Annotated in this window: 19 protein-coding genes; all 19 read right to left on the minus strand. The window is 41.3% G+C overall.

Annotated features, from left to right (window positions below; genetic code table 11):
- Positions 1 to 320: 320 nt before the first annotated feature.
- The gene (locus AC4HAI_RS04385; protein WP_491078734.1) at positions 321 to 1310 is read right to left on the minus strand and encodes a PhoH family protein; all 990 of its coding nucleotides are present in this window, start codon (positions 1308 to 1310) and stop codon (positions 321 to 323) included.
- 207 nt (positions 1311 to 1517) lie between these two features.
- The gene (locus tag AC4HAI_RS04390) at positions 1518 to 1733 is read right to left on the minus strand and encodes a YozE family protein (RefSeq protein WP_491078733.1); all 216 of its coding nucleotides are present in this window, start codon (positions 1731 to 1733) and stop codon (positions 1518 to 1520) included.
- Positions 1730 to 2239: a peptide-methionine (S)-S-oxide reductase MsrA gene (gene msrA, locus AC4HAI_RS04395; protein WP_491078732.1), complete on the minus strand. Its 510-nt coding sequence runs from the start codon at positions 2237 to 2239 to the stop codon at positions 1730 to 1732. The genes AC4HAI_RS04390 and msrA overlap by 4 nt, the downstream gene beginning before the upstream one ends.
- A gap of 152 nt (positions 2240 to 2391) precedes the next feature.
- The gene (locus tag AC4HAI_RS04400) at positions 2392 to 3084 is read right to left on the minus strand and encodes a tyrosine-protein kinase (RefSeq protein WP_491078731.1); all 693 of its coding nucleotides are present in this window, start codon (positions 3082 to 3084) and stop codon (positions 2392 to 2394) included.
- Between the two features lie 9 nt (positions 3085 to 3093).
- Positions 3094 to 3792: a Wzz/FepE/Etk N-terminal domain-containing protein gene (locus AC4HAI_RS04405; RefSeq protein ID WP_491078730.1), complete on the minus strand. Its 699-nt coding sequence runs from the start codon at positions 3790 to 3792 to the stop codon at positions 3094 to 3096.
- A gap of 10 nt (positions 3793 to 3802) precedes the next feature.
- Entirely contained in the window at positions 3803 to 4534 is a 732-nt protein-coding gene (gene cps4B, locus AC4HAI_RS04410; RefSeq protein WP_491078729.1) for a capsular polysaccharide biosynthesis protein Cps4B, read from the minus strand.
- A gap of 2 nt (positions 4535 to 4536) precedes the next feature.
- A complete protein-coding gene (gene cpsA / locus AC4HAI_RS04415; RefSeq protein ID WP_491078728.1) occupies positions 4537 to 6009 on the minus strand; it encodes an LCP family glycopolymer transferase CpsA in 1473 nt (490 codons plus the stop codon).
- Between the two features lie 202 nt (positions 6010 to 6211).
- Positions 6212 to 6748 (minus strand): hypothetical protein, encoded by a 537-nt coding sequence (locus tag AC4HAI_RS04420; RefSeq protein ID WP_491078727.1) that lies wholly within the window; start codon positions 6746 to 6748, stop codon positions 6212 to 6214.
- A gap of 141 nt (positions 6749 to 6889) precedes the next feature.
- A complete protein-coding gene (locus tag AC4HAI_RS04425; protein WP_491110583.1) occupies positions 6890 to 7600 on the minus strand; it encodes an ABC transporter ATP-binding protein in 711 nt (236 codons plus the stop codon).
- Complete coding sequence (locus AC4HAI_RS04430) at positions 7600 to 8364, minus strand: ABC transporter ATP-binding protein (RefSeq protein WP_491079624.1); 765 nt, start codon at positions 8362 to 8364, stop codon at positions 7600 to 7602. The genes AC4HAI_RS04425 and AC4HAI_RS04430 overlap by 1 nt, the downstream gene beginning before the upstream one ends.
- Positions 8364 to 9317: a branched-chain amino acid ABC transporter permease gene (locus AC4HAI_RS04435; protein WP_491110584.1), complete on the minus strand. Its 954-nt coding sequence runs from the start codon at positions 9315 to 9317 to the stop codon at positions 8364 to 8366. Before AC4HAI_RS04435 ends, AC4HAI_RS04430 begins: the two co-directional genes overlap by 1 nt.
- Positions 9318 to 9320: 3 nt before the next feature.
- Positions 9321 to 10193, minus strand: coding sequence for a branched-chain amino acid ABC transporter permease (locus AC4HAI_RS04440; RefSeq protein ID WP_491079626.1), 873 nt, complete (start codon positions 10191 to 10193; stop codon positions 9321 to 9323).
- Between the two features lie 45 nt (positions 10194 to 10238).
- A complete protein-coding gene (locus AC4HAI_RS04445) occupies positions 10239 to 11423 on the minus strand; it encodes an ABC transporter substrate-binding protein (RefSeq protein WP_491110586.1) in 1185 nt (394 codons plus the stop codon).
- A 278-nt stretch (positions 11424 to 11701) separates the two neighbouring features.
- Positions 11702 to 11980 carry a DUF2129 domain-containing protein gene (locus tag AC4HAI_RS04450; RefSeq protein ID WP_491079654.1) on the minus strand — a complete coding sequence of 93 codons (279 nt, stop codon included), beginning with the start codon at positions 11978 to 11980 and terminating at the stop codon, positions 11702 to 11704.
- Positions 11980 to 12429, minus strand: a complete 450-nt coding sequence (locus AC4HAI_RS04455; protein WP_491110588.1) for a YlbF/YmcA family competence regulator — start codon at positions 12427 to 12429, stop codon at positions 11980 to 11982. Before AC4HAI_RS04455 ends, AC4HAI_RS04450 begins: the two co-directional genes overlap by 1 nt.
- Before the next feature lie 92 nt (positions 12430 to 12521).
- Positions 12522 to 13112: an ATP-dependent Clp protease proteolytic subunit gene (locus AC4HAI_RS04460; RefSeq protein WP_491079629.1), complete on the minus strand. Its 591-nt coding sequence runs from the start codon at positions 13110 to 13112 to the stop codon at positions 12522 to 12524.
- A 213-nt stretch (positions 13113 to 13325) separates the two neighbouring features.
- Positions 13326 to 13955: a uracil phosphoribosyltransferase gene (upp, locus tag AC4HAI_RS04465; protein WP_491079630.1), complete on the minus strand. Its 630-nt coding sequence runs from the start codon at positions 13953 to 13955 to the stop codon at positions 13326 to 13328.
- Positions 13956 to 14116: 161 nt separating this feature from the next.
- Entirely contained in the window at positions 14117 to 15277 is a 1161-nt protein-coding gene (locus tag AC4HAI_RS04470; RefSeq protein ID WP_491110590.1) for a MalY/PatB family protein, read from the minus strand.
- On the minus strand, positions 15270 to 16376 hold the full coding sequence (locus AC4HAI_RS04475; protein ID WP_491110591.1) for a cystathionine gamma-synthase: 1107 nt from the start codon (positions 16374 to 16376) through the stop codon (positions 15270 to 15272). The genes AC4HAI_RS04470 and AC4HAI_RS04475 overlap by 8 nt, the downstream gene beginning before the upstream one ends.
- Between the last annotated feature and the right edge of the window lie 70 nt (positions 16377 to 16446).

Genomic DNA, 16446 nt, shown 5'->3' on the forward strand with positions numbered 1-16446 from the left:
TTGCCAATTCCCTATATAAGGGTACAGATTCCAATAATTCTTGATGAGTCCCTTGTCCAACTAATCTTCCATGCTCTAGGACAAAAATCTGATCTGAATCTAAAATTGTTGATAATCGGTGTGCTCACCTACAACACAATCCCTTGATATAACCTACAGTATATTTAAAAATTTTCGGAAAAAAATCATAATAAACCGATTTTTAGAAGTTTTTCCATACAGAATAAAGTGCAACAAAAAATAGAGATGATTAAAATCATCTCTATTTTTAACTGCATCTCTTAATTAATAAATTTTTAGTATGTGATTTGATTTTAGTCTTATACATTTTCGGCACTTGCATCGGTATTGCCTGCACTTGGGGCCTCATAGGCATTGATAATTTCTGCGACGACTGGGTGGCGGACGACATCCTTAGCTGAGAAATAGACAAAGTCTATCTGGCTAATACCTTTCAATTTTTCAGTGGCATCAATCAATCCTGACTTAGCACGATGGGGAAGGTCGATCTGGCTGGTATCTCCATTGACAATCATCTTAGAGTTGAAACCTAGCCGGGTTAGAAACATCTTCATCTGCATAACAGTCGTATTTTGAGCCTCATCGAGAATAACAAAGGCATCATCTAGGGTACGGCCACGCATATAAGCTAAAGGCGCAATCTCAATAATATCACGCTCCATAAGACGACTGGTTTGCTCCTTACCAAGAATTTGATACAGGGCATCATAGACAGGACGCAAATAAGGATCTACCTTTTCCTTCAGATCTCCTGGTAAGAATCCTAAACTCTCACCTGCCTCAACAGCCGGGCGTGTCAGAATGATTCGCTTAACCTGCCCTCGCTTGAGTGCTGTGACAGCTAAGGTGACTGCCAAGAAGGTCTTACCAGTCCCAGCGGGTCCAATACCAAAGACTACGTCATGTGTTTTGACACTGTCTATATAAACCTTTTGCCCCAGTGTCTTGACACGGATTGGTTTACCATAATTGTCTTTAATGATCTCTTCCTCATAGAGGGCGACAAACTTATCAATCTCATCATTTTGGGCCATGGTTAAAGCTGTCACAACATCTGAGGTATTGATCAACATGCCTCTTCCCACTAGTATCAGAAGGGCTTGTATGGTCAGCCTTGCTAGCTCGAGCGCTTCCTCACTATCAGCAAGTATCTGAATCCATTCCGTTCCAGCATGGATGACAACACCAGTATTTTCTTCAATGAGCTTGAGATGACGTTCATTACTTCCAAATAAAGACATGGCATCATCAGGATGATCTAGCTTGATGTCAACAGAATGCTCTTGCAAATACGGGACCTCTTTTCACTATGATTATTAAGTCACATTATACCTTATTTCATATGAAAAATCACGCGCCAGCGCTGATACAAAAGAGCCTGAGACAAAATCTCAGGCTCTCTAGTCCTTGCTATCAATTTACCAGACTGATGCAACAGTGCTAGGCAACAAAATCGGCATCGCTATTTCAGTTATCGATTTTTGTCGCTGCAAGTATCAATGCGCTAAATAATCCTCCCAAATGCGGTCAAAGTCACTAAGATTAAAGCTAAAACTTGCTTGGTCTTCCAGATAGCGGCTGATTTCCTCAAAATTATCTGTATGTTTGGGAAAGGTGGACTCCTCAAAAATTAGATCCGCTAGGAGAGCTACAGGCTCCTTTGATTTGGGATTTCGCTGGGTCATAAGCCAGGTATAAAATGATTTTCTCACTTCCAGTTGGCCTCCAAAAACTCATGGCGAATTCTGCTCGATTCGGCGTAACGCTCAGGATTTTTCTTATAAAATTCTTGGTGATAATCCTCAGCCAAATAAAAAGGCTGGGCTGGCTCGATCGAGGTAACAATCGGATCGCTAAAGCGCCCTGATGCTGCTAGTCTAGCCTTAGATGCTTCAGCAATCTCTTTTTGCTCCTGCGTTGTATAAAAGATTACCGGACGATAGTTGTCTCCTCGGTCTTCAAACTGTCCAAAGGCATCCGTCGGATCAGTCTGAGCCCAATAGAGCTCTACCAAATCGTTGTAGGATACTTGAGTCCCATCGAAAATAATCTCGACAGCCTCAGTATGCCCCGTCTTATGCGCTTTGACGTCTTCATAAGATGGGTTTTCAACATGACCACCCGTGTAGCCAGATCGGACAGATAAAATCCCTTCTAGCTCTTCAAAGGGAGCCACCATACACCAAAAACATCCTCCTGCAAATATCGCACGCTCCATATTAGATCTCCTTATCTCGATGCCTTGGCATCTTTTATTGTCACTCATTATATCAAAAAATAGGAGGGCGGAAAGTCTTTAAGCACAAAAAAATAAAGGACACTGCCCTTATTTTTTCTATAGAAGCTAAGAATAGCTTAATCATCTGCTGCTCAGCTTTGGCCGTAATCTCCGTAGCTACCATAGTTACCGTAGCCGCCATAGTTTTCAGAGCGTTCATCAACCTTGTTTAAAATCACACCAAGAAATTGTGAGCCGCTTTTTTCCATCTGCTCGATGGCTTTTTTCACGAAGCGAGCGCGGATAGCACCAGCCTCAGTGACAAGAATTGAGGCATCACACTCTTGGGCAATAATGGCAGCATCAACGACCTTTCCAATAGGAGGGGTATCAATGAGAATGTAATCATAGTTCTCTTTTACAGCTGCAATCATTCGTTTGAAGTTTTCGCTTTGGAAAAGCGCTGTGGGATTGGGAGGAACTTGTCCAGCTGGGATCATAGATAAGTTTTTGACACTTGTACGGCTGATGGTCTCTTGCAAGTTTGAGTAACCCGTTAGAAAATCAGTCAGTCCCTTTACAGGCCCGTCTGGCTTAAAAGAACCAAACATCACCGAATTACGGGTATCTGCATCAATGAGGAGGGTTTTGTAGCCAGCACGTGCAAAAGATACCGCTAGACTTGAGCTTGTGGTTGATTTTCCTTCTTGAGGTTGAACAGATGTCAGGGTGATCACCTTGATCTGACTACCGCTAAATTGGATATTGGCACGAATAGAGTTATAGTACTCTTCTGCTGCATCGATTAATTTTTCTTTTTTACTCGTTAATTCTAAATAGGCCATGTTTTCTCCTTATAGATCTGATACAACAGGGACAACACCAAGAAGGGTACGATCAAGCATTTTTTCAACATCATCTCCAGATTTAATGCGATCGTCTAGCACTTCAAATACAATCAAGACAAGGATCGTCAGGAAGGCTCCTGCAAAGACGGCGATAACAAGGTTGCGTTTGATGTTTGGTGAGGTCGGTGCATCAGGAACTTTTGCCATCTGTGCAACAGTGACATCGTCAACCTTGGTCACCTCTTTTATTTTTTTGATGGCAACGTCACGAACAGCATTGGCCAAGCGGCTAGACTCTTGGGGATTGTGATCCTTGAGGGAAATCGTAATCAAACGTGTATCTGTCGGTACATCAACAGTGATGCGGTCTGCTAACTCTTCTGCACTCATATCTAAATGCTGCTCGCTAATCACTTCATCTAGGACATCTTGAGACCGAATGATTTCTTTATAGTCATTGACCAAATAAGTTCCTGCTTGAATATCCTGATAATTGACGGTCGACTCGTTTTGTTTGTTATTATTAACAACATAAACACGTGTTGAAGCCGTATATTCTTTGGGAAGAATAAAGGCACTGGCAAAGAGGGCAATGAAGCCGAATAAGAGGGCAATAAAAATAATGAAAAATTTGCGTTCCCACAGCTTACGTATTAGTCCGAATACATCAATCTCAAACGATGCATCATTGTCTTTTAAATTCATAAAAACTCCTTTAATTTGTTAAGTCCTTTAGTAGGGCAGACATATTGTCGTGAAAGAGGACTTGAGCTCTAGTCGATCCATAATTTTTTTCGACTTCTGCATAGGCCTGTGCCATATAGGGAGGTCGCTTATCTAGATTATGCATATCGCTGGAGATACAGGTGATGAGGTTCTTTTCCAAAAAATAGCGACCACGAATTTTAAATTGCTTTTCTGGATCTGCCCACCATTTTGGTTTGAGCACATGATTACTATTGACCTGTGTCAGGCAGCCCATGTCCAGCAATTCCTGAACGCGATCTTCTCTCTTTTCTAAGGCATTGTAACGTTCGATATGAGCCACAATCGGAGTAATTCCTAGCAAGAGCACCTTGGTCAAGGCAGTATGGATATCACGCCAGGGAGTTGTTAGGCTGAACTCTATCAAGGCATAGCGTGTTCCAGCCATGGTAGGAACCTCCCCATCTTCTAATTTTTGTCGGAGGTCCTCAGTATAGTAGAGCTCTCCGCCGAAATAGAGCTTCAGATCAGGAAAGCGCTCTAAGGCTGCTTTCTCAACTGTTTTAAAATTGGCTCTGATAATCTCCTCTGGGGTCTCAAACATTCCTTTTCGGCGGTGAGAGGTTGATACAATGGTTCGGACACCTTGTCGATAGCTCTCTGCAATAAGCGCCAGACTCTCCTCCAATGTATCTGGACCATCATCGACATCAAAGACAATATGTGAATGAACATCAATCACCTTTATTTACCTCCTAAAACATCGGTAATCTTTGATTTAGCAGAGGAAAGGCTGTTTTGATCCAGCTCCATCATGTAGAGGGAAGCATTAGGCATAGCAAAGGACTGTAGTTTTCCTGTGGAGCCTGTACCTGTCACTGCTTGAGAGTCCACTTGAAATTTTGTTCCTGAACCCAGCTGATTGTTGGCAATGGTCATAATATCTTGAACAGGCATATTGGTCTGAATGGAATCCTGCAGATTTTCAACAATGGTACCCGCATTAAAGGCTGAGTCAACGCTGGCTAATTTATTGATGATAGCAGAAATAACCTTTTCTTGGTTTTTACCACGATCATTGTCTCCATTTTCTAGGCTATAACGCTCACGGACAAAGGCGAGAGCTCCTTTAGAGTCTAGCTTAACATTGCCTTTTTCAAATGTATAGTCCTTATCAGTATGAGCGGTAAAGGCTTGATCATTATAGACTTCAATACCTCCAATCACATCGACTAGTTTGATAAAAGAAGTGAAATTGAGGCGAGCATAGTAGTCAATGTCTGTATCATAGAGATTAGCTAAGGTTTTCATGGACGTTTCAACGCCATAGAGACCAGCATGCGTCAGCTTATCTTTTTGATTTTGACCGCCGTCTGGAATCGTCACGTAAGCATCACGAGGTGTGGTGGTCAGCAAAACTTTATTGGTCTTGAGATTGACAGACATAATGATATTGACATCTGATCGTGAAACTGAGTTGATGGGACCATAGGTATCAATACCAGATACATAGATATTGAAGGAATCTCCTTTAAGTTGTTGGGTATCTACTGCTGTTGCTGTTTGAACCTTGGCTTCATAGATAACCTTGATCTTATCTTTGTAATTTTTATCTTGTTCTTTGAGAAGTTCGGCATAGGCGCTATTTAGAACAATGGCCTTAGCAGATCCATCTGTCAGATGTTCATAGCCTTTGGCATAAGAATCTACATGCGTCATTGTTAGATTTTTATTGGTATCTGTCTTAATCTGCTTAGCAAACTCATCAATATTGGTCCCATCTGTCTGAATAGGAGCTTCAGCCTCCTTAATATCATCCAGACTATCAATACCGCTGCCCTTTAGGGCTACTACTTGCATGGTCACCTCAGAGTATTTTGCTGAATTATTCAAATTGCCAACAAAGCCTACTAGAGAGTTCATGCCTAAAAACGCAGTTGCTACTATACCAGTAAAAATGACCAACAAAAAACTATTCAAAGTTGGTCTCTTATTTTTCAATAGGAGATAGCCTGTCAGACACACTATTAAGACTAAAAATAGGGTGATAATGATATTGAGAAAGTTAACAGCCAAGAATTTATACTTGAATATTGTATAAATAGTGATGGCAGAGATCATGGTAAAGATGACAAACAGTAAACAGTTGATAAAGAAATGTGTACTAAAATTTCTTTTTTTCTGAGTCTGACGACTACGACGGCGGTAATTAGACATTACGTTTCTCCGGCTTCCATAGGATATTGTATTTATTATACCTGAAATTTTCATCTACTCCAAGTAGTTACCCCAGTACTTCGTACCAGTATAATTGGGCTAATAATAATATTACTTTAAGAAGTATAAAATAGAGTTAAAATCGAGTAAAAAAGTGACCAATCTTGGTCACTTTTTTACAATTTTTCATTGAGATGCAGGACTATTCGACAGGTATTTGAGATTCTTGAGGCACTTCTCCCTGATAGTTGGCTGCTGGATCTGAGGTACTTCCCGCACCGCTAATGGCATCCAGCTGGCCTTGCAAGTCTGTCTTCTCATCGGATGATGCTAACTTATCGATGGCTTCCTGAGCTTCTTGAATACTCGTTTGGGTTGGATTGCTACTTGCATCAGATACCGCAATCTCTGCCAGCACTAGGTCTAGCTTGCCTTGCATCTCTTTTTTAAGCTTTTTGTCTTCAATAGTATCGATCTTTTTTTGAAGAGCTTCAGCTGATTTACTACTTGGATTGTTTTCTAGATCCTTTAAATCTTTTTCGATATCTTTTTTACTGACCTTTTCTGCACTTGATGACGTGCTTAAGGTTTGAGAGGATGTTAAGGTTGAGCTAGCTGGTGCTACTTCGGTTTCACCTCTCACCATAAAAAACAAGCCTGCAATCATCATGGCTAATACAATACTCGCTATAAGGTAGAAGGTTTCACTCTTACTCAGTCTAGCTTTCTTTTCTCTCATACTTTTATATACTCCCTTTTATTTCACTTATTTTCATTATAGCTTATTTTACTAAATATTCAAGAGGGCAAACTATTCTTAGGACACGTCCCATTTGAAGGTAAGAAAAAAGCCTAAGAGCATTGCCCTTGGCTTTTACGACTAGCCTCCGAGATAGGCTTTACGGACTTCATCAGATTCTAACAGTTCTTGGCCTGTTCCTGAAAGGACGATTTTTCCTGTTTCTAGAACATAGCCACGATCAGCTATTGAAAGAGCCTTATTGGCATTTTGCTCAATCAAAAGAACAGTAGTGCCTTGTTTTTGAATATCTTGGATAATATCGAATATCTCTTGAATAAAGATGGGTGCTAATCCCATGGATGGCTCATCTAGCAGCAACAATTTGGGTTGACTCATGAGAGCACGTCCCATGGCTAGCATTTGTTGCTCACCTCCTGAGAGGGTCGCAGCATCTTGATTCTTACGTTCTTGTAAGCGCGGAAAACGTTCAAAAACGTTTTCTAAATTGCGCTGATTTTCTTCCTTATTATTCTTAAGAAAGGCTCCCATTTCTAAATTTTCCAAGACGGTTAGACCTGAAAATACATGGCGTCCCTCAGGAACTTGGGCTAGACCATCTGCTACAATCTTACGAGCAGGTGTTTTGCTAATATCATTGTCAAGATAAGTAATAGTCCCTGACGTCGGGCGAACCAAGCCTGAAATAGTGCGTAAAATAGACGTTTTACCCGCACCATTGGCACCAATAAGAGTAACAACCTCACCTTCATTGACTTCAAAGCTAACATCCTTGACGGCTTCAATGGCACCGTAGCTAACTGAGAGGTTTTCAATTTTCAACATAGACACTAGGCTTCACCTCCGAGATAAGCTTCAATAACACGTTTATTAGTTTTGATTTCTTCTGGTGTTCCTTGGGCAATCAAACGTCCATACTCAAGAACATAGATGCGCTCTGTCACATCCATCACTAGGTTCATATCATGCTCAATCAGGATAATAGTGATGCCAAATTCTTCTTTGATCTTACGAATCAAAGCCGTTAGCTCTGCTGTTTCCTGTGGATTCATACCTGCAGCAGGCTCATCGAGAAATAGAATTTTAGGCTCAGTTGCTAGGGCACGGACAATCTCCAGCCGTCTTTGTTGACCATAGGGAAGATTATTAGCCAAGGTTTGGGCATCATCTGCTAGATCAAAAATATCGAGCAATTCTAAGGCTCTCTGCTCGAGCTTCTCTTCACTTTGATAGAATTTTGGCAACCGTAGGAAGGAGGCCAAAAGATGAGGATTATTATGATTGGCAAAACCAATCAAGACATTTTCCAAAACCGTCATGTTTTTGAAGAGACGAATATTTTGGAAGGTACGTGATAACCCTAGTGAAGCAATCTTATGAGGTGCCTTCCCATTGAGTAAAACACCATCGAGAGTAACCGTCCCTTCACTTGGCTCATAGACACCAGTCAAAAGGTTGAAAAGGGTTGTCTTCCCAGCACCGTTGGGCCCGATAAGACCTACTAGCTCTCCTTCATTGAGCTCCATGGTCACATCACCAACAGCAGTCAGACCACCAAAATTTTTGGTCAAGTTTTTTACATTAAGAAGTGCCATTAGTGTTTGCCCTCCTTATCCTTTTTAAAGAAGCGTGATAGCATAAATTCTTTTGTACCTAGCAGACCGCCTGGGCGGAAAATCATGACCAAAATCAGAGCCAATGAGTAAATAATCATGCGGAGGTCTGAGAAATTTTGCAAGAACATATTTAAGATTCCCAGAACAATACCAGCGATGATGGTACCTGTGATAGAGCCCAGTCCTCCCATAACAGCGATGATGAGGTAATCAATAGATTTCATAATAGTGAAATCTTTTGGAACTACAGTTCCGATATAGCTAACATAGAGAGAACCAGCAATCGCTGAAATGATAGCCCCCATGACAAAGACCAGGACTTTTTGACGAGTAAGGTTGACGCCCATAGATTCAGCTGCAATTTCATCCTCACGAACTGCGATAATCTGACGTCCTGTAGACGATCTTAAGAAATTGAGCACTAAGATCGTAATCCCAACAACAAATAGGAAGATCACTTGCCAAGATGTATAGGGCAAAATCCCTGTCAGTCCTGCGGGACCATTGGTCAGTGTGCCACCGTTGATAATTACTATACGGATAATCTCTGCCATACCCAAGGTCGCAATAGCAAGATAGTCCCCTTTGAGGCGTAGGGTTGGTACACCAAAGATCACAGCCACTACTGCGGCAATAATAATTCCTACCAACATAGACCAGTAAAAGCCATCATAGGTGGGATATTTGGATGTGATAATGGCTGTCGAATAGGCACCTATAGCCATAAAACCAGCCTGACCCAAGGTAAACTGACCAGAGAATCCAAGGACCAAATTGGTCCCCAATCCCATCAAAATACTAATACCTATCCCCATCAAAATTTGAATATAGTAGAGATTTAAAATACCAGTGCTGGCTAAGATTTGGAGAACTGCAAAAACTGCAACAATAAGGGCAAGCCAGATAAGATTTAATTTTAGAGTCTTTTTCATGTCTTACACCTTCTCTTTCACATTTTTACCAAGGATACCCGCTGGACGAACCAAAAGAATGATAATCAAAACAGCATATACAATAGCATCTCGATAAGTTGATAGGTCCAGAGCATTGGCTAGGGTTTCCAAAATACCGATTACAAAACCACCAAGTGCTGCACCAGGAATGATACCAATACCGCCAAGAACTGCAGCAACAAAGGCTTTGATTCCTGGGATCATTCCCATGAGTGGCTCCATGGATCCATACAGGACACTAAATAGGACACCCGAGGCACCAGCGATGGCTGAGCCAAGCGCAAAGGTAAAGCTAATAGTGGTATCGACATTAATTCCCATTAGCTGAGCGGCATCGCTATCCACAGATACAGCTCGCATGGCTTTCCCCATCTTAGTTTTCTTGACAATTAATTGTAGTGCGATCATTAAAATAATAGCGACAACCACGATCAAGATTTGAATATTTGAAATTTGGAAGATACCCAAGAAATCATAATTAACCTTATGGATAGTTTCAGGATAAGAGCGGGTATTGGAACCAAAGAAATAAACCATGGTATATTCCAAAAGGAAGGATACCCCAATAGCTGTAATCAAGGCAGAAATGCGCGTCGAATTACGCAGTGGTCGGTAGGCCAAAAATTCGATCAACATCCCAAGAATAGCGGTGACGATCATTGAAAAAATCAAGGCCAGCCAAAAGTTCATGTGAAGCCCATTTATGGCATAATAGCCGATAAAGGCTCCCATCATAAAAAGGTCCCCATGAGCAAAGTTAATGAGTTTAATAATCCCATAGACCATGGTATATCCTAGTGCCAAGAGAGCATAAATACTCCCCAAGACTAGACCATTAACCAGTTGTTCTAACATAATATACCAAACTTTCTAGTGTTTTTAGTCAATTAGTAGTGACGATTATTTAACGGTAACAGCATCTGCTGAGCTTTCAGCTCCGTTTTCTAGTTTTACCATAACAGCTGACTTGATAGGATTGTGGAGCTTATCAATTGTCATGTTACCAGTGATACCTTCAAAGTCTTTTAAATTCGATAAATTTTTAGCTAACTCAACAGAATTGTTAGCACCTTTGGCTGCTTCTGCAATCATATAAACTGAGTCGTAGCCTAGGGCTGCAAACATGTTTGGATCTTGGCCATTTTTCTCTTTAAAATTATCGATAAAGGATCCAGCCTTGTCTGATAAGTTGACCTTAGTTGAGTAACCTGAGACATAGTAGACATTAGTTGTATTCTTTTTACCAGCTAGATCTACAAAGGTTGCATCACTGAATCCATCAGGTCCTAAGATTGGTTGATCAATCCCCATATCACGAGCCTGTTTGGTAATCAGTCCTGTCTCCGTATAATAACCAGGCATAACAATAGCATCATAATCAAGATTTTTGATGCTGGTCAAGCTAGACTGAAAGTCTGTATCTTTGGCAGCAAATGTCTTGGTCGCTACGACCTTCCCTTTGTAAGTCTTTTTGAATTCATCAGCGATACCCTTGGCATAGTCACTGGAGTTATCGTAAAAAAGAACGACTTTCTTAGCCTTCATATCTTGATAAGAATACTGAGCTAGAACTTCACCTTGAAAACTGTCACGGAAAGTTGTGCGGAAAACAAATTGTTTAGCTGTCTGTTTGCCATCTTTTTCCTCAACTGTAAGATCATCTTGGGTACCACTTGGCGATAGTAAGGGAACACCCGTTTTTTGAGCATTGAGCGAGGCCGCCGCTACGGCACCTGATGTTGCCGGGCCTATGATAGCGTTGACCTGACTTTGAACAGCCAAGTTGGTCGCAGCTGTGGAGGCTTCTGCATTTTCAGATTTATTGTCCTTGGCGACAAGTTCAATCTTTTTACCCTCAATACCACCAGCTTTATTGATCTCGCTAGCAGCAAGCTTGATACCGTTGTATTCAGCTGCCCCGTAGGCAGATACGGGACCAGTCAACTCCATATCGACACCGATCTTAATGGTATCTCCAATCTTAGTCCCTTCAGCACTGCTTGTGACATCTGGTGTTTTCCCACAGGCTACCAAGATGATCGACGCTAAAAGAAGGGCACTTGTAGCGATAATCTTTTTATACATTAGATTATTCTCCTTATCACTTCTATATACTTTCCTCAGCTAAGATAGCCTAGAGGGGTGAAAAACAGGGGCTTAGAAAGCCTAAGCTTGATGTTAAAAGTCTTTTCATAGAATACAGAATTATCAGACAATTGTCAAGAGGTCTGCTCTTTTTGCTAAACTATAGAATTTTGCATTAAAAAACCTAGGTCAATCTTCCTAGGTTCAGACATTTTGTCATTTACTGATAGATTATTAAGCGGGAGGCACTGATCTGAGCAGGCAGCCAAGGGCGTGCCCTAGGAGTTTTGCTGCTGCAATTCCTGATCCGCTCGATATAAGTTGCCCACAAAATTTTGATCAATTCCGTCTAAGTTTGACACTCGAACACGCTTGACATATTTGAGGGATTTTAGCTTGGCAATACTAGCTTTCAGATCCGAGGCATCACAGTAAAGATGCACATAACGAAAGCGTTTAGAATGATAGATAATATCACCAAATTGCTGGAGCTTCTTGGCTTCTCTATTATAGTAAAGATAGACAAAGATCCCTCGTCTTTCTTGTTTTTGGAACATCATTTCCCTCCTTTCTCCCTTATATGTTGGTCTGGGTTGTAGCCATGCGGTCGCTTTCTAGGCACTAAAGGTAATCCTGTATCGACAAAAATATCTTTTGCGACAGCCTTTGTTAACGCCTTGGTAATCTCTGCTAGTAGCTCCTGCAGGTCCAGCTCACTATTTCTCAATTCTTGCGTCAGAGGCGCCAGATCCAAGGCTCTTTTTTTCTGTAACATTTGGCGCTTTAGCTGCCCAATCTCCGGTCGATACTGGGCAAAAGAAGCCACCTCTTCATAGCTATTCTTTAACTGTTTGAATTCCTCTAAGGATTGTTGCAGCATGTTGTCTGCTTCAAAAGCTCGCTTAGCCTCTTGAAATCGCCTAAATTGAGGGGTTTCTAAAAGGGCAGCCACTAGCTGATCAATCTGATCATCAATCGCAAATAAGTCCTCATTGATTTTTAACATGCTACCATTATAACAAAAAATGACCTATTACTTGATCGTCTTAGGTCATTTTGCTATAAGAAGGCTTATATTGTCAATCTTGGAATGCCTTTTTATTTCAGGGCATTATTTTCCATGATTTCATCAATAAAACCGTATTCAAGAGTTTCTTGAGCTGACATCCAATTATCACGCTCAGCATCAACATGGACTTTTTCCAAGGATTGACCTGAGTTATCCGCTAAAATTTGTTCCAAATTATTACGGGTTTTTAATAGATGCTCAGCGGCAATGGCCATATCAGATTGTTGCGTACCTCCACCAGTACCTCCCATTGGTTGGTGAATCATGTACTCTGCATTAGGAAGCATGAAACGTTTTCCCTTAGCCCCCGACGAAGCAATGACAGTTCCCATTGATGCCGCCATCCCCATCACGATAGTTTGAACATCTGATTTGATAAAATTCATCGTATCAACAATCGCAAGACCAGCCGATACAGAACCACCAGGTGTATTGACATACATGTAAATGTCTTTTGTATTGTCTTGAGCATCCAAGAAGAGTAGTTGGGCAATAATAGAGTTTGCCATTTGATCTTCAACTGCACCGGTCACCATGATAATGCGATCTTTCAATAAGCGTGAGTAAATATCATAAGAGCGCTCACCACGGCTGGTTTGTTCAATAACTACAGGAATCATAGTAATGTAATCTCCTTTTGTCTAAATGATTAGTCACATTATACCTAAATGGTCAATTTTGGTCAAATAAAAACTATTATTCCTTAAGAAAATAGAAATGTAAATGAGATCAAGCAAGAAAGAAAAAGTACCGATTATGTTCGTCCTATCAAAATCTTTGAACGAAAAGAGTCTGGAACCAAAGTCCAGACTCTCAGTCTCTTTTACTTGGGGTTATTTGGTACCAAACAGTCTATCCCCTGCATCTCCTAGTCCTGGGACAATATAGCCATTTTCATTCAATTTTTCATCTAGAGCTGCTGTGTATATATCAATATCTGGATGAGCTTCTTGAAGCGCTTTTACCCCTTCTGGTGCTGCAACCAAGCAGACAAACTTGATATTTGTCGCACCACGCTTTTTCAGAGAATCAACGGCCAAGATAGCTGAGCCACCTGTTGCTAGCATAGGATCAACTAAGAAAATTTGACGTTGATCGATATCTTCTGGCAATTTCACAAGATATTCAACTGGTTGCAGGGTCTCCTCATCACGGTACATCCCGATATGTCCAACTTTAGCAGCTGGAACAAGACTCACTAACCCATCGACCATTCCGATACCTGCACGGAGAATAGGAACGATGGCCAACTTTTTACCAGCTAGTTGCTTTTGCGTTGTCTTGGTAATGGGGGTCTGGATCTCCACATCCTCTAAGGGGAGATCTCGGGAGACTTCATAGCCCATAAGCATAGCGATCTCATCTACTAATTCACGAAAATGCTTGGTCGAAGTATCCTCCCTGCGAAGAATTGATAACTTGTGTTGGATAAGCGGGTGCGCAATGATTTGAAATTTTCCCATAATTAGTCTCTTCTTTCTATGTTTTCTCTATTATACCAAATCCTGTGTCATTTTTAAGGTAGTGCAGAAAAAATCATGAGTCTGAGACAAAAGTCCAGACTCATTAACATAATTCAAGATTTACAAAATTGATGCAGTAGTTGGGTAGCCTTATCCCTTAATCATTTAGGGAAGACTTTTGCTAGGCGCTCTACAGCTTCTTGAACCACTGCCCTTGGTGTTGCGACATTTAGGCGGGCACGCTGCTCTCCTCCTGGTCCAAATGTGGTTCCCACATTCAAAATCAACTTTGCTTCTTCCTTTATTTTGCGGTGTAGTTCTTCCTCTGATAAGCCATAATCTGAGAAATCTAACCAAATCAAATAGGTTCCTTCTGGTTTCATGACTTTAATCTTAGTATTGTCCTGTAAGTAATCCACAGCTAGTGTAATATTTTGCTCGAGGACTTGCTTTAATTGCTCCAACCATGCTTTTCCTTTAGTCAGAGCTGTCTGTGTCGTAATCAGACCGATCGTTGGTACTTCGTGCTGATTATTAGCGAGTTGACGTTGTTTAAACTGGGCACGTAACTCAGGATTTTCAATGATGGCAAAACTGTTCTTGGTTCCTGCAACATTGAAGGTCTTTGTTGCACTAGAGAGGATGACCGTGAAATCAGCGTAATCACCCACTGTGTTAAAGCTATGATGCTTGGCGCCAAAGAGTGCTAGGTCTTGGTGAATTTCATCTGATATGAGCAAGACGCCATGATTTTTGCAGATCTCAGCGATCTTGGCGATTTCTTCTGCCGACCAAACACGGCCACCCGGGTTATGGGGGTTGCAGAAAACATAGAGTTTAACATCGTTTTCTAGGATATCTTTTTCTAGCTGGGTAAAATCAATTTCAAAGTGGCCATTGCGCTCTACCAAAGGGTTTTCAATGAGGTTACGATTATTGAGCTTGACAGAGCGTGCAAAGGGAGGATAAACAGGAGTATTGATGAGAACCGCATCATTTTCCTGGGTAAAAGCCTGTATAGCTATTGAAATAGCTGGGACAACTCCTTCAACAAGAACTAGGGCACTGCGATCAAAATGATAGGCATGTTCATTTTTTTCCCAATTCTCAATAGCTTCGAGCACCTCGTCCCAGACGTAGGGATAGCCATAGACTCCAAAATCTGTGTAGTTTTGTATAGCTGCTATCATCTCTGGAAAGGCTACAAAATCCATATCAGCCACCCAAAGAGGTAGCAAGTCTTTATCAGCTTCAACCTCCTTCCATTTGACCGAGTGATTGTTTAAGCGATTGGGAAGGGTTGTAAAATCATATTTAGTCATCATATCCTCCTAGTGCTTGCTTGAGATCTGCAATCAGATCTTCAACGTCTTCGATACCGATGGATAATCGTAATAGATCATCTGTTAACCCATAAGACTGGCGGACTTCCGCTGGAATATCCGCATGGGTTTGAGTTGCAGGATAGGTAATTAAGCTCTCAACACCGCCTAGACTTTCTGCAAAGGTGAAGACCTCTAAACGATTGATAAGAGTGGGAATCCTACTTTGATCAACGACCTTGAAAGAAATCATACCGCCTTTGCCCGTATAGAGGACTTCCTTAACAGCTGGTGAGCTCTCTAGAAAGTTCGCAATCTGTCTGGCATTTTCTGTTGATGTCTCCATACGCAATTTCAGAGTTTTTAACCCTCTCATCAGCATATAACTGTCAAATGGAGAAAGATTAGGACCAGTTGTGTTGAGATTATAGAGGAGGTTTTCGTAGAGTTCTTTTTGATCAGTGATCACCACACCCGCTAAGACATCATTATGTCCTGCTAGATACTTCGTCGCAGAGTGAACAACAATATCTGCCCCTAATGGGATTGGATTTTGGTAGATAGGACTATAAAATGTATTATCTACTACAACTTTAGCTCCCTTTTCATGGGCTAATTTCGCTATCTTTTCAATATCAAATTCAATCATGAGGGGATTGGTCGGTGTCTCGATGTAGACAAGATCAGTATCCTCACTGATCGCCTCTAGCATTTCTTCTTGTGAATTAGTATAGGTAAAGAAAAAGCGGTCTTCTTTTTCCTTGTCGTTGAACCAACGAAAAGATCCCCCATATAGATCACGCGCCGCTACAACCTTGCTGCCTACCGGAAAAATTTCCATAGCTAAGACGATGGCACTCATTCCTGAACTTGTCGCAATAGCATAGTTGGCCTTCTCAATCACAGCCAATGTGCTTTCCAAGGTTGCTCGTGTGGGATTTTTGGTCCGAGTATAGTCAAAACCTGTCGATTGTCCAAATTCTGGGTGCTGATAGGTCGTTGAAAAATGGATTGGAGAAGCCAGAGCTCCCGTTTCGTGGTCAGAGTTGATCCCAGCATGGGCTAGTAGGGTTGCCAACTTAAAATCTCTTTTTGTCATAAAAGACCTCCTCATTTCCTAATATTCTAGCACGATTTCATGGCCAAAAATAGAGGTGCTGACTAACTTA

It is taken from the genome of Streptococcus sp. ALY_208, from assembly GCF_058314295.1.